Origin of the sequence: Wenzhouxiangella marina (assembly GCF_001187785.1) — a bacterium.
Taxonomy (GTDB): Bacteria; Pseudomonadota; Gammaproteobacteria; order Xanthomonadales; family Wenzhouxiangellaceae; genus Wenzhouxiangella; species Wenzhouxiangella marina.
On sequence record NZ_CP012154.1, the window covers coordinates 3,150,803 to 3,173,229 of the forward strand.

The 22,427-nt window shown below is 66.5% G+C and carries 18 protein-coding genes; 9 read left to right on the plus strand and 9 right to left on the minus strand.

Annotation, left to right across the window (positions count from 1 at the left end):
* Positions 1–177 precede the first annotated feature (177 nt).
* Both WM2015_RS13325 and WM2015_RS13330 read left to right on the plus strand, forming a co-directional pair.
* Complete coding sequence (locus tag WM2015_RS13325; protein WP_049726508.1) at positions 178–1,605, plus strand: serine hydrolase domain-containing protein; 1,428 nt, start codon at positions 178–180, stop codon at positions 1,603–1,605.
* Positions 1,606–1,710: 105 nt separating this feature from the next.
* Positions 1,711–2,451, plus strand: a complete 741-nt coding sequence (locus WM2015_RS13330; RefSeq protein WP_049726509.1) for a hypothetical protein — start codon at positions 1,711–1,713, stop codon at positions 2,449–2,451.
* A 10-nt stretch (positions 2,452–2,461) separates the two neighbouring features.
* On the opposite strand, the gene WM2015_RS13335 is transcribed toward WM2015_RS13330, so the two are convergent.
* The gene (locus WM2015_RS13335; RefSeq protein WP_049726510.1) at positions 2,462–3,571 is read right to left on the minus strand and encodes a hypothetical protein; all 1,110 of its coding nucleotides are present in this window, start codon (positions 3,569–3,571) and stop codon (positions 2,462–2,464) included.
* Between the two features lie 114 nt (positions 3,572–3,685).
* Positions 3,686–4,645 (minus strand): class I SAM-dependent methyltransferase, encoded by a 960-nt coding sequence (locus WM2015_RS13340; RefSeq protein WP_082169924.1) that lies wholly within the window; start codon positions 4,643–4,645, stop codon positions 3,686–3,688.
* A gap of 928 nt (positions 4,646–5,573) precedes the next feature.
* Here WM2015_RS13340 and WM2015_RS13345 point away from each other — a divergent pair.
* From WM2015_RS13345 to WM2015_RS13375, 7 genes are all read left to right on the plus strand, one after another.
* Positions 5,574–6,098 carry an RNA polymerase sigma factor gene (locus WM2015_RS13345; protein ID WP_049726512.1) on the plus strand — a complete coding sequence of 175 codons (525 nt, stop codon included), beginning with the start codon at positions 5,574–5,576 and terminating at the stop codon, positions 6,096–6,098.
* Entirely contained in the window at positions 6,082–6,612 is a 531-nt protein-coding gene (locus WM2015_RS13350) for a hypothetical protein (RefSeq protein ID WP_049726513.1), read from the plus strand. The genes WM2015_RS13345 and WM2015_RS13350 overlap by 17 nt, the downstream gene beginning before the upstream one ends.
* Before the next feature lie 26 nt (positions 6,613–6,638).
* Positions 6,639–7,196, plus strand: a complete 558-nt coding sequence (locus WM2015_RS13355) for a DUF4252 domain-containing protein (protein ID WP_049726514.1) — start codon at positions 6,639–6,641, stop codon at positions 7,194–7,196.
* A 144-nt stretch (positions 7,197–7,340) separates the two neighbouring features.
* Positions 7,341–9,176, plus strand: a complete 1,836-nt coding sequence (locus tag WM2015_RS13360) for a diguanylate cyclase domain-containing protein (protein ID WP_049726515.1) — start codon at positions 7,341–7,343, stop codon at positions 9,174–9,176.
* Between the two features lie 99 nt (positions 9,177–9,275).
* On the plus strand, positions 9,276–10,253 hold the full coding sequence (locus tag WM2015_RS13365) for a glycosyltransferase family 2 protein (RefSeq protein ID WP_049726516.1): 978 nt from the start codon (positions 9,276–9,278) through the stop codon (positions 10,251–10,253).
* The gene (locus tag WM2015_RS13370; protein WP_049726517.1) at positions 10,250–12,436 is read left to right on the plus strand and encodes a GtrA family protein; all 2,187 of its coding nucleotides are present in this window, start codon (positions 10,250–10,252) and stop codon (positions 12,434–12,436) included. The genes WM2015_RS13365 and WM2015_RS13370 overlap by 4 nt, the downstream gene beginning before the upstream one ends.
* A gap of 73 nt (positions 12,437–12,509) precedes the next feature.
* Positions 12,510–13,760 carry a DUF418 domain-containing protein gene (locus tag WM2015_RS13375; protein WP_049726518.1) on the plus strand — a complete coding sequence of 417 codons (1,251 nt, stop codon included), beginning with the start codon at positions 12,510–12,512 and terminating at the stop codon, positions 13,758–13,760.
* 6 nt (positions 13,761–13,766) lie between these two features.
* Here the strand turns inward: WM2015_RS13375 and WM2015_RS13380 are convergent, their stop codons facing one another.
* The 7 genes from WM2015_RS13380 to WM2015_RS13410 form a co-directional block, all read right to left on the minus strand.
* Positions 13,767–15,443 (minus strand): serine hydrolase, encoded by a 1,677-nt coding sequence (locus WM2015_RS13380; RefSeq protein WP_049726519.1) that lies wholly within the window; start codon positions 15,441–15,443, stop codon positions 13,767–13,769.
* Between the two features lie 91 nt (positions 15,444–15,534).
* On the minus strand, positions 15,535–16,623 hold the full coding sequence (locus WM2015_RS13385) for a tetratricopeptide repeat protein (protein WP_082169750.1): 1,089 nt from the start codon (positions 16,621–16,623) through the stop codon (positions 15,535–15,537).
* Positions 16,624–16,715: 92 nt separating this feature from the next.
* A complete protein-coding gene (locus WM2015_RS13390; protein WP_049726521.1) occupies positions 16,716–17,279 on the minus strand; it encodes a hypothetical protein in 564 nt (187 codons plus the stop codon).
* Between the two features lie 159 nt (positions 17,280–17,438).
* Positions 17,439–19,307, minus strand: coding sequence for a M48 family metalloprotease (locus WM2015_RS13395; RefSeq protein WP_049726522.1), 1,869 nt, complete (start codon positions 19,305–19,307; stop codon positions 17,439–17,441).
* Positions 19,308–19,403: 96 nt separating this feature from the next.
* Complete coding sequence (locus tag WM2015_RS13400) at positions 19,404–20,132, minus strand: ABC transporter permease (RefSeq protein WP_049726523.1); 729 nt, start codon at positions 20,130–20,132, stop codon at positions 19,404–19,406.
* Complete coding sequence (locus WM2015_RS13405; RefSeq protein WP_049726524.1) at positions 20,129–21,085, minus strand: ABC transporter ATP-binding protein; 957 nt, start codon at positions 21,083–21,085, stop codon at positions 20,129–20,131. Before WM2015_RS13405 ends, WM2015_RS13400 begins: the two co-directional genes overlap by 4 nt.
* Before the next feature lie 146 nt (positions 21,086–21,231).
* A complete protein-coding gene (locus WM2015_RS13410) occupies positions 21,232–22,335 on the minus strand; it encodes a GGDEF domain-containing protein (RefSeq protein ID WP_049726525.1) in 1,104 nt (367 codons plus the stop codon).
* Positions 22,336–22,427 lie beyond the last annotated feature (92 nt).

A 22,427-nucleotide genomic window follows, 5' to 3' on the forward strand; every position in this document is an offset into this window, starting at 1 on the left:
CGGATTCAATTATGCACACAGTGATGATCCGGTGCCTAGCGGCACCAGGACCAGGCCCCTACATCGTCGTTCAACGCGACATGGCCTCGGGTTTACCCTGAACGAGCATGCTCGCCCTGCGACCCTTCGGGAACCGCAGACGTCCTTCAAGAACACACAAGCAAAAAGGAGCCGCCGATGCGCGCCCTGATCCCACTGCTCGCCCTCCTCTTCTCGCAGGCCAACCTGGCCAGCGAGAATCTGCCGGACACGCCGGCGGCACAGCGACTGCAGGAGTTGACCAGCCTGATGGCCAACGCTTCGCCGTCTTCGGTCGCCAGCTACATTCGCGAACACTACACGCCCGCCTACGCCGAGCGCCTGCCATTGAACCGACGCATCGGAAGCTTCATGGACTGGCACCATCGCGGCGGCATGGAGGTGGTCGACATCGTCGATCAGCAGCCGCACCACATCGAAGTCATCACCCATCAACCGGTCAGCCGAGAGCGCTGGCGACTGATCGTTGACGTCGAAGGCGAGGCGCCGCATCGGATCGAATCGATTCGCCTCGCTCGAGCACCCTTTCCCGCACTCGATGAGAACCTGGGCGATGCCGACATCGCCGAGCGCTGGCTGAACTATGTCGACGGCCTGTCCGACGCCGAGCTGTTCTCGGGCGCCGTGCTGATCGCGCGCCACGGCGAGATCCTGGGACAGCAGGCCTGGGGCCTGGCCAACCGCGACTTCGGCGCGGCCAACGAGGTCGACACGCGCTTCAATCTGGGCTCGCTGAACAAGACCTGGACCGCCGTGGCGATTGCCCAGCTGGTCGAGCGCGGCGCGCTGGCCTTCGACGACCCGCTCTCGAAATTCATCGACTACCCCGATCGCGCCAGCGCCGAGAAGATCCGCATCGAACATCTGCTGACCCACAGCTCCGGTCTGGGCAACTACTTCACCGAGGAGTATCGGCAGCGCGCGCGTGGCTCCATGCGCAGCATCGACGATTTTCTCGCCCTGTCCGCCGACCAGACCCTGGCCTTCGAGCCCGGCACCGACTGGGCCTACTCCAACACCGGCATGATGGTGCTGGGCCGGGTCATCGAGATCGCCAGCGGCCAGAACTATGACGACTACCTGGCCGAACACGTCCTGGGTCCGGCAGGCATGAGTGCCTCGGGCTGCTTCGAGCTCGACCGAGTGAACCGGAATCTGGCGGTCGGCTACAGCCAGGAGTGGTCCATCGACGGCGTTGAAGTCATCAACAACCTCTACGAGCACGTCGTCAAGGGCGGTCCGGCCGGCGGCTGCTATTCGACCGTGGGCGATCTGTTCCGCTTTGCCACGGCCCTGACCGACGGCACCCTGGTCTCGAAGGCCATGGCCGAGGTCCTGACCAGCGCCAGACCCGAGCTCCAATCGCCGCACTACGGCTACGGCTTCGAGCTGCATCCCGAAGGCGCGCTCTTCGGCCACTCCGGCGGCTTCGTCGGCATCAGCGCCAATCTCGACATCGTCGAACAGCCGGACGGCTGGGTCATCGTGGTGCTGGCCAACGAGCAGACGATGCGCGCGCCGGCCCTGATGGCGAGACATCTGATCGGCATGACCGTGCTCGAGTGAGGGCCGCCGAGCCCGACTGGCGCGGCCGGCGCCAGTCGGGCAGTATGGTGACCGGCCTGCCGTTTCGGTGGCCCGAGGGACGTACGACAAGGGAGAATCCTCAGCATGTCATCCACGCCTGAAACGGCCGCTCCGCGCAGCCTGCCTTTCCGCCTGGCCCATCTCTGGTTGGGCGCGGCCCTGCTCGTGACCCTGCTCGGCTTCACGCCCGGCTATTTCCTGCGACTGGGCGAGGCGACCTGGTTTCAGCACATGCACGGCATGTCGGCCACCCTGTGGATGGTCCTGCTGGTGATGCAGCCCTGGCTCGCCACCCATGGGCGGCTCCGCCAGCATCGGCGCAACGGTCTGATCGGACTGATCGTCGGCGGCATGGTGATCGGCACGGCCCTGGCCGTCCTGCCCTTCAACATCGAGGGCGCGGTCAGCGGCGACTCCAGCCCGGTCGCGCCGCCGACCTTCCTCTACGGCGTGACCCTGTTCGACCTCGTCGCGATCAGCGGCTTCGCGATCAGCCTGATCATGGCGATGCTGAAGGTCCGCCAGGTCGAGGACCACGCGATGTGGATGATCTCGACCGTGTTCTGGGTCCTGTTGCCGGGCCTGGCGCGCTTCATCGCCTTTGCTCTGCTGTTCACCGTCGGCATCGGGGAGCTGACCCTCGTCGACATCGTCACCTGGACCGGCTGGGCCGTGATGGCCCTGTTGCTCGGGATCATGATTCGCCTGCGCAAGGCGCACCCGGCCCTGATCCTGGCCCTGATCGGCAATGCCAGCGCCCTGCTGGTCCGTCCGCTGGGTGACAACGAGGCCTGGCGAGCGTTCTGCCAGGCCATCTTCACCTGAACATCGCTCCCTACTGCGACGCTGCCCAGCCGAGAAAATCCCGCTCCAGCGCAGGCAGGGTCACCGGCAGGGCATAGCGCGCCGCCGAGGCCTGCAACCAGGCCTCGAAGCCCTGTCCATCACGAAGTGCCCGGGTCAGATCAGCGAACACTCGCGGTTGTTCGCTGCGCGCCAGCAGATAGTCCACCCAGCCCCGAGTCTGTGCATAGAAGCGGCGCGCCTCGACGCCCTGCTCGGGATCGAGCGAGGCGCTGAGCACGGCGGCCTCGCCCTGCGCCGCCTTGTCTCGCGCGGCCTGCATCAGGGCCTGGAAATCCTGCCCGGCAAACACCGGATGAACCATGCTCAGGTAGCGTTCCAGCGCGATCAGTTCGCCCCGTTCGGCCATCGCCCTGAAACTGGCCCGGCGGCTCTCGGTCATCGACGGGCTCTCGGCCAGCACGGCGGCCGTCTCATCCAGCCAGTCCGGTGCATCGCCGCCGTACTGCTCGCCACGTCCCCGGGTCGACGGCCAGACCTCACGAAGAAACAACAGGTGCGCCAGCTCGTGCCGGATGGCCTTGGGCTCCAGCGCGCTCGACGCTTCGTCGGAGGCGTCGGCGCCGGACGCGCCCGCCCGATCGCCCAGCTGTTCGAGCGCCCGAGCGACGAGCGCATCGACCCGAGCCGAATCGGACGGCGCCCCGGCGCTCTGCAGTTGCGATTCGATCTGCGCTCGGATCGAGGCGACCAGGGCCTCATCCACCCCCGCGCTCGCACCCGCCTCGAATCGCCAGGGCAACACCCAATCCAGCCCGACCGAGCGCAGGCCGGCCACCTCGCCGGCCCAGCGCACATCGATCACCGCGCCCGCGCTCGCCACCGGCCCGAAGTAGTCCTCGAAAGCGGCACGCGCGGCGGCCAGCTCCTCGACCACCATCGCTGCCTGACAGGCATCGGGCGCGGCGATCCAATCCCGCCCACTCCGATACCAGGTGGCCTCCGGCACCTGCTCCACGATCGGCCCGGAGCGAACGGCCTCGGGCAGCCGTTCGGCCTCACAGGCCAGAACGGAAGCGACGGGAAGGGTATTGAGCAAGAGTGCGCTGCTGAACCCGCAGGCGATCCAGAACTTGTTCATCCGTTGTCCTCTATTCAGAAATGATCGGGACCGCTCCCCGGTGGAGAGCGGTCCCGTATCGTCAGGACGGATGAGGCGACAAAAAGGTCGCAGCGCGACCGGGTCGATCCTCGGTCAGAAAACGCTGACCGGCTTGCGGAAGCGCAGGGTCATGCGGTTGGACTCACCGATCGCCTCCATCGCGGCCCGCTCCTCGCTGCCTTCCTCGGTCGTGCCGAGGCTGGGCGGCAGGCGCCAGACCACGTCCGACTCGCTCGGCTGATCGGCCGGGTTGGCGTTGATGTCGCTGGCCGCTTCCAGCTCGAAGCCCGCGGCCTCGGCCGCCGCGATCACGAAGCTGCGCTTCAGATACCCGGCCTCACCACTGGCCCAGTCATCCGACATCGACTCGTCCGCCTCGTGCTGAACCACACCCATCACCCCACCCGGCTTGAGCACGTCGAAGGCGTTCGTCATGGCCTGATCGAGAAAGTCCTCGATACCGGCCTTCTGGAACCGGGCCATGTTGTGCAGGGCGCGAATGAACAGCACCGCATCGGCCGTTTCCACCATCGTCGTCGGCATGTCTCCGATCCAGAACGCGCTGACCGGCGCGCAGTCACCCTCGCACCAGCCGGCGGCCTGCTCCGGGAAGGTCTCGGGCCAGTTGGCAATGCTCTCGAGGAATTCCGGCGTCGCGAAGTCGAACTGCTGGAACAGGCGAATCGGATAGTTGGCACCGATCAAACGCCCCTCGGAACCCAGGTAGGGCCGAAGAATGCGCGAATACCAGCCGCCGCCCGGCAGGGCTTCCATCACCGTCATCCCCGGCTCGATCCCGAAGAACTCCAGGGTCTCCTGCGGATGGCGCTGATCGTAACGCTCCCGCATCGCCTCGACCTGATCCGCCAGGACGGCCGCGAGCCGCTCGGAGGACGTTTCCACCTCGACCACCGGCGCCTCGCTCGACGATTCCACCGCCACCGCCTCCTCACCCTCGACCGCTCCACCCGACTCCGGCTCCGCCGCCGGCTGACAGGCCGCCAGCATCAAAGCCGCCAGCATCACCCACAAGGTCTTGTACAAACTGCTCATCAGATTCTCCAAACGAGTCTTCATAAAGAATGCTCATCATAGAAAATTGCGACGCCGTGCGCCTGCCCGATTGTGCCCGCCGGCTGGCGCCTGCATCGCCTCCTTTGCAAGCTGGCGCTTCCCCCGCTTCGCGGAGATTCAAAGGCTTCCGCCCCGCTTCGCTGAGGGCGGGTTTCTTTTGGCAAACGAACCAAAAGAAACCAAAAGTTCTGACGCCCATGAAGTCGCCGGGCTTCGCCCGGTCCCCTGCGATGCTCGGTCCGAGCGGGAAGTTCCTTAACTCCCTCCGCTGCGCTGCGGTCAGACAGCGGAACTTCTTTGTCCGCTCGGCCCTGCGCTTCTCGGCGACTCCAACGGCTAATGCAAGATCAAAAGCAAAAGCACACCGAGCATCACGTGCGGACGGTGACGCTCAAGGACTTCTTGCGCTTCGCGCAAACTGTCCATTCGCTTTCATCTGCACTTTGCTCGCTCCAGCAGTCGGGCCGAGCGGAGCAATGGCCCGTCCCAGCCTTTCCCTGCCCTCGGTGGCGCCGAGCATCGCAGGACGGGGCGGGAAAAGCGCCGCCGCGATGTCTGAGCGTAGGGAACGAAGTGACCGAAGCGAGTTCGGCGGCGCCCGCCACGGCCGAGAAGCACAGGGGACCCAGCGCAGCTTTCCGCGCTGGGCGATACCGCGGGCAACAGTCCTTTTGGTTCCTTTTGGGACGACTGCCAAAAGGAACCCGGCCCCGAAGGGGACGGAACGCCTTTGACTTTGACCTTCCCGCAAAGCGGGGCAGGCGCCAGCCTGCAAAACAAAGCAAAGCAGGCGCAGCCTGCGAGCAGAACCCGGGCGCCAGCCCAACACCCCCAACCTCTGGCACTAGCCCCGAAAAAAACCCCACCTCAATCTGTAACCCTGAATCACCTGAAACGTATCAGGGGCATGAGACGACGATTCGAAACTCTGGTGGATCGACACGGTGGGCGGCTGCTGCAGCTGGCGCGCATGATGTTGCCATCGGTCCACGAAGCCGAGGACGTCGTCCAGGACACCCTGATCAAGCTCTGGGATGAGCTGCCCCGGCTGAAGAAGGACGCCGAGCTTGGCTGGTTGCTGACCTGCACCCGCAATGCCTGTCTCGACCGGATTCGACGCGATCAGCGACAGGCCGGATTGCGGCGGCAGGTCCAGGCCGTGGATCGCGAACTCGAGCGGCACGTCGACCACGGCGATCCCGACACACTCAGTCAACAGGGCGAGCGCGCCCGTGAATTGCACCGGGCGATTGCGTCTCTGCCCGAACCGGGACGATCGCTGATCGTGCTGCGTGACATCCAGGACGTGGACGTGTCCACGGTCGCCACCACCCTCGACCTGACCGAGAACCAGGTCAAGGTCTACACCTTCCGTGCCCGGCGCGCGCTGCGCCGGCAGCTAGAGGAGACCTGTCATGAACAAGTCGCCTGATCGATCGCAAGCGCGTCGCGGCGCTGACCCACTGACCTTCAGGGACCTGGCCGCCGAGGAGCGAATCCAGTCGGGTCAGGACCTCGGTGGGTCGCCCGAACTGGTCGCCGACTACTGCCTCCGGCAGGAACTGGCCCAGCTGGACACACCCGCACTACCGAGTGAGCTGCGAGCCCGGGTGATGGCCTCGAGCTCGCGCCGCCGAGCGCCGCTGGGCTGGATGGCCCTGGCCGCCGCCGTCGTCCTGAGCGTGACCGTGGCACTGGTCCTCGATCGACAGGAAGGCGCTCCGCTCCCGAGCGATGCGCGCGTTTCCGCCGGTGACTGGGCCGAGCTTCAGCTCGCGCTCGCCACCCTGGACCGCAGCGGTCGCCGCGTCGCCGAAGTGACCGAACGCGAAGTCCGACCGCATCTGGAAGCGCCCGGATTCCGCCTGGACCTCGATTTCGAATTCCCGTCCTATCTCGACCGACTCCGGGACCGGATCCAGACCTCTATGCAAGAACGGCAATAACCCGAAACCCCTCAAAGGAGAACCCCATGAACAAGATCATCCGCACCCTGACCCTCTGCACCCTGCTCGGCAGCGGCGTCGCCATGGCCCAGGGCTCGAGCGCCGGGCAGTTCGATATCGCGGCCCTGAGCGGCGACCTCAGCCCCAAGGTCAACATCAACTTCGGCACCGCCATGATGAGCGGCTTCGCCGAGAGCATGAGCGAATCCAACCCCGACCTGTCGGACATCCTGCGCGGGGTCAGCGGCCTGCGACTGATGGTGTTCGAGGACGTCGATACGAGCGGCGTGGAACCCGGCATCCAGGACGCCATCGCTCAGCTCAATCGGGATGGCTGGAGCCAGGCCATGAAGATCGAGTCCGACGACACCTTCATCGATCTGTTCATGATCGAGAGCGCCGAATTCGTCGAAGGCATGGTCCTCCTGCTGCGCGATGATGACGACACCCTGGTCCTCGCCAACATGCATGGCGAACTGAACGCAGCGGCCGTGGGTCGACTGCTCGCCAGCGGCAAGGCTTTCGATGGCTGGAACATCGACTTTTCCGGCCAGGATGCCTCGATCACGATCGACGACGACTGACGCCCGGCCCCGGCGCAGTCGCCCGAGCGGGGCGCACCCCTTCGATGGTGCGCCCCGCCTTTTTCATTCACCCACCACGCTCGGCCCCGGAGACCCATTTGTGGTCCAATAGGAGGCGACCCCTTCGCAGCCAGCGCCGATCCCATGCATGCCTTCCTCATCGCAACACTGATTGCCCTGCAGGCTTCGCCGACGCCCGAGCCGCTCCCGGAGACCGTCGAGGGATCGATCGAGCGCTGCGAAATGATGGAGTACGCCGATCCCGAAGGCGCGCTGCGCATCGTCGAGCACGGGCTGAGCCTGGATGCGCCGCGCTCGGCTGCACAACGGGGTCTGCTGCTGGCCTGCCGCGCCTGGTCACAGATCCAGCTCGGCCGCCTCGACGAGGCCCGCGAGCTGACCCTGGAAATCGAAGCACTGGCCGGGCAGGACGGCAGCGCGGATGATCGCGTCGGCCTGTTGATCCGCCTGTCCCAACTGCACTTCCGGGGGGGCGATGGAATCAGCGCGCTCGAGACGGTCGAGCGTGCTCAGCAGCTGGCCGAGGCAGAAGCCCTGGTGGAAGTGCTACCCCCGATCCTCGGCAATATCGCGATCTACCTGACCGAAGCCGGCCAGTTCGATGCCGCGATCGCACACTTCGAGCGCCTGCTCGCCATGGCCGAAGCCGACGGCACCGAGCCCGGTCGCCTGGTGCCCGTGCGCTTCAACCTGGCCCGCGCCCTGATGCTCGATGGGCGCTATGGCGACGCCATCGAGCATCTGGAATGGCTGATCCCGGCCATGAGCGATCCAAGAGAAGCGCCGCGCCAGGCCTCCGCGATGAGCATGCTGGGCTTTGCCCTGGGCAAGCTGGGGGAGACGGAACGGTCCGATGACATGATGGCCCGGGCCGAGGCCCTGCATCAGCAGTTCGACAACCCGGGAGAGTTGAGCGTCCTGCGCAAGGATCAGGCCGAGCTCGCCCTCGACCGCGGCAAGCTGGAGCTTGCCGAACGCTACGGACGCGAAGCGCTGGATCTGGCCCGACAGATCCAGTACGAGCGCAGCGTTCTCGACGCCCTGTCGCTGCTGGTCGATATCCTGGAGCAAGGCGGCCAGTACGAAGAAGCGCTGGCCCTGCACCGGGAATTCGCCGAACGCAAGCAGGGGCTGCTGGAGACCAGCCAGCGCTCGCGCCTGAACACCCTCGAGGCCCGGCTGGGCATGCAGCAGCAGGCCCGAGAGCTCGATGAACTCCGGCAAGCCGCCGAACTCCGCGAGCTCCGCCTCGCCGAAGAGTCCTTCCGGCGGCGCGTCGCCTGGACGGCGCTGATTGCCGTCGTGATCGCGGCCATCGGCCTGTCGATCTGGCAGCGCGCCAACCAGCAACGCCTGCTCCGGATCAGCCGGACCGACCCGCTCACGGGCCTGGCCAACCGCCGTTTCCTGACCCTGCAGATGCAGAGCCAGGGCGAGACGGTCCAGCGCGGCGCGTTGTTGCTGCTCGACCTGGACCACTTCAAGTCCATCAACGATCGCTACGGTCATGACGTCGGTGACCAGGTCCTGCTGGAAGTCAGCGCCCTGATCGACGACCTGGCCGACGCCCACGGTGCCCTGTGCGGCCGCTGGGGCGGCGAGGAATTCGCGCTGTTCCTGCCCGAGGCCACGGATGCCGCCACCGAAAGCCTGGCCGAAGCGCTGCGCAGCGGCATCGACGGGCTGGAGATTCGCAACGAGACAGGTGAGCACATCTCGGTCACGGCCAGCCTGGGCTTCGCGCCGATCCGGGGCCTGCAGCTCGATTCCGGGCAGGAGGTCTGGGAGCCCGCGCTCAAGGCGGCCGACCTGCTGCTCTATCGGGCCAAGGATGCGGGCCGCAACTGCGGCTTCGGCGCCTGGCCGGCAGAAGGATCCGGAGCGATCAATCCCCTCGCGCTCGGCGAGGCCCTGGAAGCGGGTCGATTCCGCCTCATCCGGGTCCCCGAAACCGGCTGATCCCGGCATTCCTCGGTCGGTTCCGGGCGGCGGATTGTTGTACCCTCTCGGCTGCAGGCCTTCGCCCCCACGGCGGATGCATCGATCCCGTTGATTGGAATGTCAGGCAAGCGCGTGAGCAGCCCCACCGGCACAAGTCAGCCAGAACCCCTGGTCTCGGTCGTCATCCCGGCCTTCAATGAATCCAGCGGCCTCGAACGCCTGTCGAGCCGGGTCATCGAGGCGGTCGAGTCCTGCGCCTGCCAGGCCGAGCTGGTGGTCGTCGACGACGGTTCCACCGACGACACCTGGGCACGGCTGCGGCAGCTCAGCGCCGCGGACGCGCGCATCCGCGGCGTTTCCCTGGCCCGGAACTTCGGCAAGGAAGCCGCCGTGCTGGCGGGCCTGGACGAGGCGTGTGGGGAGGCCGTCATCGTCATGGATGGCGACGGCCAGCACCCGCCCGAGCAGCTGCCCGCCATGATCGAAGCCTGGCGCGCTGGCGTCGACATCGTCGAAGGCGTCAAGAAGAGCCGCGCCGACCAGAGCTGGCCCGCCCGTCTGGCGTCGCGCCTGTTCAATCGGATCTTCACCCGACTGACGGGCGTCGACCTGACCGAGGCCGCGGACTTTCGCCTGCTGTCGCGCTGCGCTGTCGATCAGCTCCTCGAGCTTCCCGAGCGGGCCTTCTTCTTCCGGGGCTTAAGCAGCTGGATGGGCTATCCGACGGCTCGCATCGAATTCGAGACCGCGCCCCGCGATAGCGGACAGAGCAAGTTCGGCCTGTTCGACCTGGCCCGCTACGCCCTGCGGAACACCATCGCCTTCACCTCCGCGCCGCTGCAGCTGGTCACCCTGGCCGGTCTGATCTTCGCCCTGTTCGCGGTATTGCTCGGCCTGCAGACGCTCTGGCAGTGGTACAGCGGGCAGGCCGTGGAAGGGTTCACCACGGTCATCCTGCTGCTGCTGATCCACGGCAGCGTGGTCATGATCGCCCTCGGCGTGATCGGCCAGTACATCGCCCAGATCCATCACGAGGTCAAGAAACGCCCCCACTTCATCGTCAAGGACCGCCTCCGCTCAGGCCGCGATTCGTGATCAGCCGACGCCTGCTGCGCTACGGCCTGACCGGCGCACTCAGCCTGCTGACCCACCTGGCCGTGCTGCTGATCCTGGTCGAGGGCTTCGGACGTCCGCCAGTGCTCTCCTCGGCCCTGGGCTTCGTCGCCAGCTTCTTCGTCTCCTTCGGCCTGCAGCACCACTGGGTCTTCGAGCACGCCCAACCGATGACCCGGACCCTGCCGCGCTTTCTGGCCGTCACCGGCTTCGGGCTGCTGCTCAACACCTCGATCATGGCCCTGGGTACCCAGCTGCTCGGCCTGCACTACCTGCTCGTCCAGGCGGTGGCCTTTGCCGCCGTGCCGATCAGCAACTACCTGCTCAACCGCGCCTGGACCTTTCACGACCGTCGCCACCCCGAGCAGGCCGCGACGCCCGTCATGCCGACGCTCGACCGTCTGATCATCAGCGTTATCACCCTGGCCTTTCTGGCCATGGGTTTCAATGCCGTGCTCCACCTGGACCTGGCTCGCGACCTGGCCACCAGCTTCGACATGCTCGAGCAGGGCCGTCCCCTGCTGATCGGCCCGCAGCTGGCCGGCGTCTTCAACCTGGGGCCGGCCTGGTACTACCTGCTGGCCGCTTTTCAGTCCCTCGGCCTCGGCGTGGCCGGAATCATGGTCGGCCTCGGCCTGCTGGCCGCGCCGCGCTTCTATCTGGCCTATCGTGCCGGCCAGGCCTGGGACGGCCGGCGCACGGGTCTGCTCTGGGCAGCGCTGCTGCTCCTCCCCGGTTGGCACGGCTTCGAGCAGATCTTCATCACCCACCCGATTCTCACGAGCACCCTGCTCGCCGCGACGGCCCTGTGCGGTATTCGCTACGCCCTGGCCGGCCGCGCGGGCGATCTCTGGCTGATGGCGCTGGCCTACTCGCTGGCCCTGCACGCCCATCCGAGCAGCCTGGTCGTCGTCCTGCTGCCGATCGGACTCGGCCTGCTCGGCTGGCGGCGGCATCGCAGTGAGCTGCGCGTGCTGGCGCTGGCGGTGCTCCTGGCCGCGCTGCCCTTCCTGCCCTATTTCATCCATCAACAGCTGGAGGGCTGGCCCGTGCTGGCCGGGCTCGGGGAGTTCAGCAGTGGCCAGGGCGGCCAATGGAGCCTCGCCAATCTGTTCGCCCTCATCAAGGCCCTGTTCGGCGGCGGCCTTGCCTACTGGCTGAGCAGCGTGGCCGGTGCGCCGAGCGGCCTGGGCAGCCTGCTGGGCGCTCTGGTGGCCGCCATCTGCCTGCTGGGCCTGAGCGGCGCCCTTGTGGCGCTTCGTCGAGGCGACCGGATCGCGGCGATCCTGATCCTGACCCTGATCACCGGACTGCTCGTCCTGCCCCTGCTTCGGGTCGTGCACCCCTACTACATGCTGACCCCGATCTGGGTCGTCTTGAGTGCCCTGATCGCTCGCGGCCTGTCGCTATGGAGCCGCCACTTCGCGCTCGGTCCGCAACTGCTCGCCGCCCTGGTCCTGGGCATCGTCGTGCTGCACTCGAGCCTGGCCCTGCGCACCCACCAGCAGCTCCGCGAGGGCAGCCTGCCCTTCGCACTGCACCCGCTGATGGACGTCAAACAGCCTCCATCGATCCATCGAGCCCATGCCTTCCTCGATGCGGCAGCGACTCGACGCAGCGGACGCTGGCTGTGCCGCTTTCCCGGCACCACCCTGCACGGGTCCTATGCCCTGTCGCTCCTGCACAGCTATGCCATGGAGGCCCGACTGGACTGCGGTGAACTCGCCAACGACCTGCGCGGAAGCGACGAACCAGGGCCGCATCTGGTCGGCTTGCCCGAAGCACTGCTGACCTCGGTCGATCGCGAGGCGCTGACCGAGATCGGACCTTTTCGATTGTTTCCGGTCCGGGCCTTGCCCCGCGCACAATCTCCGGTCGAACTCGAAGGCTTTCGCGCCTACCCGCCCCTGTCACCGGCCTTCGAGCCCGAGGAGACCGAAGTCCTGGCGCTGGACCACGCTGATGGCCAGCTGCTGGCCATCAGCCATCTCGGCTTTGCCCTGAGCCGTCGGCCCGACATCGAGCTTCGCTGTGAGAACCAGCGCATCGAGCCCCTGGCCGTCGATGACGTCAGCTGGCTGTACCGACTTCCCGCCTGCCCGAGCCTCCTGGAACTCCGCCTCAGCGTCTCCTCCCCTGATCACCTGGACGTGGTGCTGTTCTGATCTGATGGTCTGGAATCCTGCTTGGCGCGGTGGCCGTTCTCGGGCATAGTGCCGAAAGCAAGGGAGAATCAGGATGCAGGATCCACACCCCAGGGCCGGCACGCTGGCCGAACCGGTCGCGCGCAGCGACCGTCTGATCGAACTCGACGCCCTGCGCGGCTTCGCCCTGCTCGGGGTACTGCTGGGCTGTCTGTACGAGTATGTCGATTGGGGCATTTCGGCCACCGAGGCACAGCTCGCCGCCCTGCCGACCTGGCGGATCGACGCCTGGGCCACGACCCTGGCCCAGCTTTTCGTCGCCGACAAGGCCAATACCCTGTTCGCGTTCCTGTTCGGCCTCGGCTTCTCCATGCAGCTGACCCGGCTGCGGCAGCGAGGGGCCGCCTTCGAATCGATCTATCTGCGACGCCTGCTGATCCTGCTGATTTTCGGCCTGGCGCAGTTCCTGATCTGGTTCCCCTGGGAAGTCCTGCATCTCTATGCCATCCTCGGCCTGGTGCTCTTCGCGCTGCGCAACACGCGAGATCGGGTGCTGCTCGGGATCGGCTTGCCGTTGCTGTTCTTCGGCAACCAGATCGGCAATCAGCTGATCGAATGGATCGGCCTGGCGGACTTCGAGCCCAGCACGGACTTCTACGCTGAATCCGCCATTCACTACCGTCAGGCGCTGAACGAAATTCGGGACAGCTGGGGACTGATCCAGCACTTCGCGGACTGGAACTGGCAGGGCTGGTTCGCCAACGGCGGCATCGTCGCCTTCGGCACCTACATTTTGGGTCGCTTCCTGATCGGCGCCTGGGTAGGCCGCCAGGGCTGGCTGGAACGGGTGGATGACTTCCTGGGCGTGTTCCGCCTGCTCCTGTTCGTGGCGCTTCCCCTCGGCCTGCTGCTGGAAGGCAGCGCTCTTTGGCTGGAGGCGCGCACCAGTGCGCCGGAGGCCCTGAAGACCACCCTGCACCACCTGGCGGTCCCGCTCACGGCTTCGGGCTATGTGTCCCTGATCGTGCTGGGTCTCAGAACGGGCGGAGTGCGAATCCTGCTGCGGTGGCTGGCCCCGGTCGGCCAGATGGCGCTCAGCAACTACGTGATCGCCGGACTGTTCGTCAGCAAGTGGTTCTACGGCGGCTGGTTCGGCTTTCGTCTGGCCGGCGAGGTCGGGATGAGCCAGACCCTGGGGGCCGGTCTGCTCATGTTCGGCCTGCAGGTGGCGCTCAGCAATGTCTGGATGCGACACTTCCGCTTCGGCCCGCTGGAATGGGCGTGGCGCGCCATGACCTACGGCCAGCGGCCGGCCCTGCGTCGAATGACCCCCGCTGGAGCTTGAGGAGCGCTACTCGCTACCCGGGTCCGCTTCGACACGTGGCGCCTGCATTTCCTGACCGCCCTGGAACAGGGTCAGGCTCGAGGCCGGACCGGTCTCGGGCAGTTCGAAAGTGATGTCCGCCCCGACCTGGGTGCTGAAGAAGCGCGTCGGGGACTCGGCGTCCATCCGTATCGCCGGCTGACCGGTGGCCTGGATCTCGAGCTGGCCCTCGTTCACACGCGCGCTCATGATGAACCCGGGCATCAGCTCATAGTCGCCGATCAGGCGCTCGAGCTGGGCCACGGGCACCTCGATCGCCTGGCGCGTCTGGACTTCATCGCTGATCTTCTCGGCACGCTCCGGCTCGCCCCCCCAACCAGAATGCAGGGCCACAGCGACCACGCGGCCGGCCTCGTCGCGCTCGATCGAGAACCAGCTCAGGGATCGATCGAAGCGCAGGCGATCGTCCGCGATCGGTTGCACGGTGAAGGGGCGTCCGCCGTTGCGCTGGCTGATCAGGGCAGCTTCCTCCACCACCAGGGTACGCACTTCGGTCTCGTTGATTCGATAGGTTCCCTGCAGGGCGGCCAGCTGCTCGCTGGACCATTCCACGGCCTCTTCTTCCAGGGGATAGGCCCGATCAAGGGCCAGCGCCGCCAGGCGGAGGCTCATGTCCTGGGCGCTCCAGTCCGGGCTGTCGGTGTTGTTGAGGACAACCACCGACAGCCTCGTCTCGGGCAGATAGAGCGCCTGGGTACTGAAACCGAAGATGCCGCCCCCATGGGTCAGGGCCGGCTGACCCTGCCATTCCTGCACCACGATACCGAATCCGTAGTTGGCCTCGACGGCCGCCCCCTCGGGCGTGATCATTCGCGAATGGAGTTCGGCGTTCAGCACCCGGCCTCCGTGCAGGGCCCGCTGCCAGCGATCGACGTCGGCTGCCGTCGCCAGCAGTGCGCCGGCCGCGTGCGGCTGGGTCATCGACAGCATCGGCGCCGGTGAGAGCGAATCGCCGGTGCCGGTGTAGCCCTCGACGCGCCCCGGCACCAGTTCGGAATCACCGTAGGCATCGGTTCGATCGATGCCGTTGGGCAGGAGCAGCCGCTCGCGCAGCACCTCGTTCCAGGGCTGACCGGTCACGGCTTCGATCACCGCACCCACCAGGACGTAGCCGGAATTGTTGTAGGCAAAGCGCTCACCAGGCGCGAAATCCACCGGCTCATCGGCAAACACCGCCACCAGCGCCTCGGTGCTTAGATCGGCGCGAATGCGCTCCGAGCCCATATAGCCTTCGATGCCGGTGTAGCTCTTGATCCCTGAGGTGTGATTGAGCAGCTGGGTGATGGTGACCTCGCCGACCGGAAAGTCCGGGAGATACTTCGACAGCGGATCATCCAGGGCCACCTCGCCGCTCTCGACCAGGCTGAGCAGGGTGGCGGCGGCGTACTGCTTGGTGACCGAGGCGAGTCGGAAGACGTGATCGGGCTGGAGCGAAACGCCCAACTCCAGATCGGCCATCCCGACGGCGCCCTCGAACAGCACCTCGCCATCCCGGCTGACGACGACGGCGGCACCCGGCTGATCCGCGGCATACGCGGATTCGAGCACGGCACGGGCCTGCTCGGCGAAGGAGCCCTCTGCCTGCACGAAGGAAGAAACGGTCAACAGACCGAAAGCGAGGACCAGACCGACGGCTCGGTTCATCAGGGACTCCTTGGGGGATTCAGGAATCCAGCCTAGAGAGAGACTCGGTCGAAGGCGCGTGCCGGAAGTCACTGCCCGGCCACGCAGCGTCTCAGTCCGGCCCCTTGTGCTTGTCCAGGCTGGCCTGCTGCCTCGAAGCCTCGGAAGATGCGTCGAGCCCGGCGGCACGCGCCAGTGCCCGGGCGGCTTCCGCTTCCTGGCCGAGTTCATAGAGGACGCGAGCCAGGCTGCGGTGGAAGCGCGGCTCATCGTCGTTCAGTTCGATGGCTCGAAGGTGAAATCGACGGGCGCGATCGAGCTCCGAGAGGTCCTCGTAGAAGCGTCCAAGGGCCCACTGGAACCAGGGATCGGAGGGACGCAGACCGGTCAGATGACGCGCATGGTCTTCGGCCGCTCGGGGGCGACCCTGCGACCGTTCGAGCAAGACCAGGTTGAACAGGGTCGGCGCCGGGTCCTCGGCCAGCTCGAGGGCTCGCTGGAATTGCGCTCTCGCACGCTCGGGCCGCCCCAGGCGGCGCTCGATCACCCCGGCGGTGTTGTAGGCCGGTGCGAAGCCCGGATCCAGGGCGATGGCCTGAGCCACCCATTCAGCCGCCAGTTCGATGCGGGCCTCGCCCAGCAATTCCGCGGCGCGATTGTTGTAGAAATGCGCCAGCATGCGCTCGTCGCTGACCCGCCTGCCTCGGTAGGGCGAGGCCAGGCGCTGCGAGCGCAGGAAATCGGGGTCGAAGTCCACGGTCTTGCGGCTGCCCGGCGTTTCCACGCCGACGTTGACGTGCCCCACGTCGAAGATCAGGTCCTCGTCCTGACGCCAGGCCAGGGGCACGCGAACCTCCCGGGCATGGGCCTCGATGCCGAGGGCGCGAGCGGCACTGATGAACAGCAGGGTGAAACTCAGGCAATTCCCGCGCGCCTGAAACACGGTCTCGCGGACGCTGAAGGTAGGGCTGGCTTGATACTGGAAACCGAAACCGCCCTGTTCGGAGATGAACTCGACCAGCAAGTCGACACGTCGCTCGGGACTGAGGGCCACGCCAGCAATCTCGGTCTGCAGACGCTCGACCATCTCGGGGGGCAGGCGCAGGATCTCGTCGGCAGAAGGGGGGGAAGCGGCCAGCGAAGTCCGTGCCAGGCCGAGCAGCAAGCAGAGCATCAGTAGTGGGCAAACGATCCTCTTCATGACTGCAGTCTACTCCAGCGTCGACGAGGCTTGTTGACGCTGGCGAATGGCATGACCGGGGATCAGCTCACACAAGGCGGGCCGACCCACGATCATTCTGCTGTCGTGGGCCGTGCAGCCCGGAAGAACAGGGCGGCGGAGATGAGCCAGGCCGCGATGAACAGGCCGTTGAGAATCACGGTCTTGAGGACATCGCCGGGAACAGCGGCGATGCCGATGGCCAGCAACACGAACTGAGTTGCCGCCACCGCCAGCATCGTGCGAGCCATGCCGACCGGTCGCAGACGGCTGGCCAGTGCGCCCAGCAGACCCATGGCAAAGATGGCCAGAAACCAGGCGTTGGCAGGATGGTCTTCAGCCCCCAGGATGCCGACGGCCAGATTGATCCAGAGCAGCAGCAGAGCGCTCGACAGGACCAGCACCCAGGCCAGCGCATAGCGGAGATCCTTGAACCGGGTCAAGGTCAGCTCCATGGCGAGCCCGGTCCCGCCGAGCATCAGCGCCGCCGCCAGGAAGTCCCGGCCCGTCCAGTTCACCTCATCGGTGAAGCGCATGGCGATCAGGGGCAGGATGAGCAGCAGGCCCGCCAGGGACCAGCCAACGGGCCGCCACGGGAATCGACCCAGTCGCTCCATCGTCGAGACCGATTGATCCATGTCCACACTCCTTCGAGCCTTCCACATTGTCCGAGGATAGTCTGCCCGGGATTCCTGGCACAGCACTGACCGGAAAATGGCAATTCGCAGGCAGATCCAGCCCAGGGACCGGCAATCGAAGCGGCTGAACGGTTGGACCTGAGAACGCGGCCGCCAGGCTCAGAACAGTCGCAGGCCTTCGCGCTCGATCCTCCTGGCCTGCGACTTGAGCTGACCCATTCTGGGAATCAGCAGGAAGTCCAGATCGACGTTCATCTCGGCCACGACCTGCTCGGCCCATGAATTCGGTTTGGGCAGCAGACCCCTGGGCGTGATCGAGATGACGTAGACCGGCACATCCGGAGCACTCGAGACCCACTTCTCCGCGATAAAGGCGTGCTTGATGCCGCCGATGGCCTTGAGCTGATCGGCGATGTCATCGAGCTGGTCGCGGCCGAGCCCGCGCGGCGCCTGCAAGGTGTCCGATTCGAGAAGGACCGTGCGTTCGAACTGCGCCTGCTGGAAGCGATCGTAGGCCTGATCGGTCTTGTCCTGCCAGACGGCGACCTCGGCGTTCTGCCCTTCGCGACGGTAGAGATCCTGAAGCGTCAGGCAGGCATCGAAGCCGTAGATGGCGTGTTCGGAAACGCGCCCGAGATGATCGATCGCGCGGGTCGCGTCGGCGTCGACCAGCAATCGTCCCAGGGCGAGATTGGCCACGGGCTGATCCGGCGCCCTGGCGAGCACCTGCTCGTAGAGCGCCAGGGCCGCCTCCGGCGCGACGGCCACCTCGGTCAACTGCGCTTTCTTCAGCAGCTCGGAAAGCTTCGGATCGTCCGACATCGTCGCGCCCAGACGCTCGAGCTCCTTGCGCGCCGCTTCGGCCCGCTCGAAGCTCTCCTGCCAGGGGACAGCATTCTCCTCGACCCAGAGGCGGTCGAGAATGTCGAGCGCCGGCGGCAGAAAATCGCCCAGCCAACCCACCGCGGCGCTGTCGCCCTGTCGGCCGGCAAAGCGGGGGCGATGGCGCACGGCGGCCAGGCGATCGGACAGGCTCGGATGCGTATCCGCATAATCGGTCGGCAAGCGCATCTGTCGTTCGACGATGGTGTCGACACGGGCCTGCTCCGGGCGTTCCTCATGGAAGAACGCCTCGAGCTTCGAGAAGGCATGCGCCTCGGGCTCGGATTCCCGGGAGGCCCGGTCGATCAGCGGCTGCCAGTAATCGCTCGAGGACCAGTCGGCCAGCACCTCGGTCGCCACCAGGGCCTCGGCCAGGGCCTGCGGTGATGCATAGTCCGCGCCGACGGCATCGGCCTCGAACTCGTTCTGCCGGGCCAGCGGGAAGCTCAACGCATCGAAGGCCGGCGTGTACCAGTCGAAGAACTTCCGGAAGACCGAGATCGCCCAGCCCTCCATGCGGTCGAAACCGGTCATGACCCGATACCAGCTCATCCGGACGCGGTAGATCCAGTTGCCGAAGCGGGCGTGATTCCTGGCCAGATGGCCGGCCTCGTGGGCCAGGATGGCGCGCATCTGATCGGGCGACAGGGCCAGCAGCATGGGCATGCCGAGCATCAGGACGTTTCTTGGCCAGCCAAGCACGCCGAGGCGTGGAATCTGCATGATGCCGGCGTTGAATTCCGGCGTCAGGATCACCTCGTGCAGCCTGGGCAATTTCAAGTGCCGCGACAGCCGGTCGAGCTCTTCGAACAGCACCGGCGCCTGCCGCGCGGTCACGAGCGCGCCGGAGGGGCGGTCGAAGGGCACGCTCAGGGCCCGGAACAGGACCCAGGCCAGGATCGGTAGCAGGAAGATGATCTTCGAGGCCAGCAGAAAGCCGATGAAAGCCGGAGCGACGAACATCAGGACCACACAGGCCAGGAACAGCAGCAGACTCAGGCCGATCAGGCCCCAGATCACGCCATAGCCCAGGCCCGCCATCAGCGCCACGCGCAACAGATAGCGCTGTGGCGAGGCCTGAAGCTGGTGCTCGGCCCGTTCGACCCGGCGCTCGAAATCCCGACGACGATCCGCCGTGCTCTGCATCACCCTGCCCCTGACATCCGATCGTGAAGCGTGACGGTCGGCCATCGCGACCGCCGAAGAATCTCGATCATAAACCGAAGCCCGGTACGACCGCGGTCAGAGCCAGTCGCGTCGGCCCAGCCACCAGCAACCGATCAGAAGCAGCAGCACGCCGCCCACGGATCCGGTGACGATGGCCTGAAACGCCCGCTCAGGCGCGCTGGCCAGCACATTCGTCGGCAACAACCAGGGAAAGTAGATGCCCAGGCGAGCCGAGGTCGCCACCACGGCAAAGAAGGTGCCCGAGATCCCCAGCACCACCGGCACGGCGAAGCTGGAGAAGCGGAACGCGACGATGAACTGGATCGCCAGCACGAACAGACCCGCCAGCCACATCTTGCTCATCAGAGCGGCCAGCAGGCCGATCGGCAACGGCCCCTGGAGTGCCTGATCCGGCAGCAGCCAACCGCCCAGCAGCCCCCCAGCGAGAATGGCCAGGCCGACCAGCAGACTGATCACCGCCATGAGCAGGGCCGCGAGCAGGGCCTTGGCCTGGAAGACCCTGGCTTTGGGCAACGGCAGGGTCAGCGACCAGGACCAGGCGCGCGGGCCGTGCTCGACCTGCGCCATCAGCGCCGTGAGCGCGGTGACCGCCATCGGCAACAGAAAGTAGGCCCAGATGGCAGCGCCACTCATCGCGACGCGTTCCCAGGCACCCGGCGAATTGCCGCTCAGAATCGTCGCCAGCAGCATGACGAAGATCATCCCGGGCACGGCAAGGACCAGCAGCGACACCAGGGAATGGCGGAGCTTGAGCGCCTCGACCCGGGTCAGACGGAGCATCATGCCGAGACCCGGCTTGCCTGGGCCTCATCGGCCAGGGGGGCCGATGCATCGGCCAGGCGTGTCTGGTCGAGAAAGACCGACTCCAGGGTCGGCCGCTCCATGCGCAAGCCGCTGACCGCGCAGCCCTGAGCCACCAGACGACGATTCAGGGCGGCCAGCTCCCAGGCGTCGAGATCGACCCTGGCCCGAACCTCGGAAGCGCAGGTCCGGGTCGTCCAACCCAGCTCCGACAGGACGGCCTCGACGCGATCCGGCGCCAGGCTGTCCACCACCAGCGTGGGAGGCACACAGGACTTGAGGGACTCGATCCGACCCTGAAACACCAGGCGGCCACGGTGGATCAGCGCGCAATGCTCGGCCGTCTGCTCGATTTCCGACAGCAGATGGCTCGACATCAGGATCGTCGCGCCGAACCGTTCCGGCAGCTCGCGGATCAGCCGGCGCATGTCTGCGATTCCGGCCGGGTCCAGGCCATTGGTCGGCTCGTCCAGAATCAGCAGGCGGGGTCGGCCGAGCAGCGAGCGAGCCAGGGCCAGGCGCTGGCGCATGCCCAGGGAATAGTGGCCGATGCGGCGATCCGCGGCTTCGCTGAGCTGCAGCAGGTCCAGTAGCTCAGGGATGGCCTTCCTGTCGCAATCCAGCGCCAGCGCGGCCAGCTCGAGCATGTCGCGGCCGCTGAGATTCGGGTAGAGCGCGGGCGTTTCGACGATGGCACCGACGCCGTTCAGGGCCTGCTCGCGTTGCCGCAGCAGATCAAGCCCATTGATCCGGATCGAGCCCCTGCTCGGTCGGACCAGACCCAGCAGCATGCGGATGGTCGTGGTCTTCCCTGCGCCGTTCGGGCCGAGAAAACCGAACACGCTGCCCTCGGGCACGCGGAGGTCGATGGCGTCGACGGCGCGCTGGCCGGCGAAGTCGCGACCGAGTTGGCGGGTTTCGATCGAATAGGACATGGCTGCTAACTGACGGGCTTCCAGACGAGCGATTCAGGCTAGTGCCGGGGATGCCGCCCCACCAGTGCCAGAAGTCCATCCGATTGCCGCCATCGAGCCCTGGACTCAGGCCAGCATCGAGCCACTCCCCTGGCCATGCATGATGCTTATTCCACCACCACCCGATCGCGCCCGGCATCCTTGGCCTCGAAGACGCGGCGGTCGGCGGCGGCGAACAGATCCGTGGCCGCCCGGCCATCGACCCCGTACTCGGACACCCCCGCGCTGATGGTCACGGCCACGGCCTGCGATCCGATCCGGACCGGCGTCGACCGAATGGAGGCCGCGATGCGCTCGGCCAGCCGACCGGCCGCCCGGGCATCTAGACCGGGCACGATCATGGCCAGTTCCTCACCGCCCCAGCGCGCGACGAAGTCCTCCTCGCGCTGCGCCGCACGAATCAGTGCGGCGACGTGTTTCAGCGCCTCATCACCGGCGTGATGCCCGTGGGTATCGTTGAAATCCTTGAAGTGATCGAGATCCATCAGCACCAGGGACAGGGCCTGACCCTGGCCCCGGGCCTGATCCATCGCGCGCATCAAGCGCTGGTTGAAATAGGCCCGCGTCGCCAGGCCGGTCAGTGGATCGAAGCCAGAGGCCCGCATCAAGCTGCGCGTTCGATTGACCACGCCCATGGCCAGGGCGGAGGCCGCGAGCATCAGCACCACTCGGGCCGTCTGGATGATCGCGTCATAGGTCGTGAAGTGCGTTTCGAACCAGTTGACCAGCAGGACCAGCAGCACCGCGTACTCGACCACCGCCAGCAGGCCCATATAGAGGCACAGGCGCGTGTCGAAGCGCAGGCAGCTGGTCATGATCACCAGCAGGATCACCGCCCAGCCGGCCTGGCTGTGCAGCACGATCTCGGCCCTGCCCGCCATGGCGATGGCGAACAGGGTCAGCAGGATGATCGTGAGGTCGACGGTGCCGGTGACAAAGCCGATCGCCGTGCCGGCCGGTCGTTCGCGCAGGCGCCAGAGGACGATCAGAGCGAAGACCATCGCCGTGCCCGCCCCCGCCGCCGAGATCAGGATTTCCGGCGGCGCCTGCCAGCCCCGCGAAACCAGCCCACCCACCGGCGCCATGCCGATCGCGAACCAGAAGGCCAGGCGCGTCCAGGCCACCAGACGCTCGCCACCGGCGCCGGCCTGGATCAGGGCCGGGTCCGGAGGCTCGAAGAAATTCTGGATCGACAGCAGGGCGCGCTTCATGCGGCCAGTATAGGCCCGGAACCCCCCTCAGCCATCGTGCAGAGGGTCGCCATGACCTATGGCCCTGGCGGACGGACGCCTTGCCGGTGAGA

What these genes read in the sequence shown, in the direction of transcription:
- WM2015_RS13390 (WP_049726521.1), bottom strand. Translation starts at nt 17,279, where the DNA reads ATGGATCAATCGGTCTCGACGATGGAGCGACTGGGTCGATTCCCGTGG.
- WM2015_RS13410 (WP_049726525.1), bottom strand. Translation starts at nt 22,335, where the DNA reads ATGAAGCGCGCCCTGCTGTCGATCCAGAATTTCTTCGAGCCTCCGGAC.
- WM2015_RS13350 (WP_049726513.1), top strand. Translation starts at nt 6,082, where the DNA reads ATGAACAAGTCGCCTGATCGATCGCAAGCGCGTCGCGGCGCTGACCCA.
- WM2015_RS13330 (WP_049726509.1), top strand. Translation starts at nt 1,711, where the DNA reads ATGTCATCCACGCCTGAAACGGCCGCTCCGCGCAGCCTGCCTTTCCGC.
- WM2015_RS13335 (WP_049726510.1), bottom strand. Translation starts at nt 3,571, where the DNA reads ATGAACAAGTTCTGGATCGCCTGCGGGTTCAGCAGCGCACTCTTGCTC.
- WM2015_RS13380 (WP_049726519.1), bottom strand. Translation starts at nt 15,443, where the DNA reads ATGAACCGAGCCGTCGGTCTGGTCCTCGCTTTCGGTCTGTTGACCGTT.
- WM2015_RS13385 (WP_082169750.1), bottom strand. Translation starts at nt 16,623, where the DNA reads ATGAAGAGGATCGTTTGCCCACTACTGATGCTCTGCTTGCTGCTCGGC.
- WM2015_RS13360 (WP_049726515.1), top strand. Translation starts at nt 7,341, where the DNA reads ATGCATGCCTTCCTCATCGCAACACTGATTGCCCTGCAGGCTTCGCCG.
- WM2015_RS13365 (WP_049726516.1), top strand. Translation starts at nt 9,276, where the DNA reads ATGTCAGGCAAGCGCGTGAGCAGCCCCACCGGCACAAGTCAGCCAGAA.
- WM2015_RS13395 (WP_049726522.1), bottom strand. Translation starts at nt 19,307, where the DNA reads ATGCAGAGCACGGCGGATCGTCGTCGGGATTTCGAGCGCCGGGTCGAA.
- WM2015_RS13375 (WP_049726518.1), top strand. Translation starts at nt 12,510, where the DNA reads ATGCAGGATCCACACCCCAGGGCCGGCACGCTGGCCGAACCGGTCGCG.
- WM2015_RS13325 (WP_049726508.1), top strand. Translation starts at nt 178, where the DNA reads ATGCGCGCCCTGATCCCACTGCTCGCCCTCCTCTTCTCGCAGGCCAAC.
- WM2015_RS13345 (WP_049726512.1), top strand. Translation starts at nt 5,574, where the DNA reads ATGAGACGACGATTCGAAACTCTGGTGGATCGACACGGTGGGCGGCTG.
- WM2015_RS13340 (WP_082169924.1), bottom strand. Translation starts at nt 4,645, where the DNA reads ATGAGCAGTTTGTACAAGACCTTGTGGGTGATGCTGGCGGCTTTGATG.
- WM2015_RS13405 (WP_049726524.1), bottom strand. Translation starts at nt 21,085, where the DNA reads ATGTCCTATTCGATCGAAACCCGCCAACTCGGTCGCGACTTCGCCGGC.
- WM2015_RS13400 (WP_049726523.1), bottom strand. Translation starts at nt 20,132, where the DNA reads ATGATGCTCCGTCTGACCCGGGTCGAGGCGCTCAAGCTCCGCCATTCC.
- WM2015_RS13355 (WP_049726514.1), top strand. Translation starts at nt 6,639, where the DNA reads ATGAACAAGATCATCCGCACCCTGACCCTCTGCACCCTGCTCGGCAGC.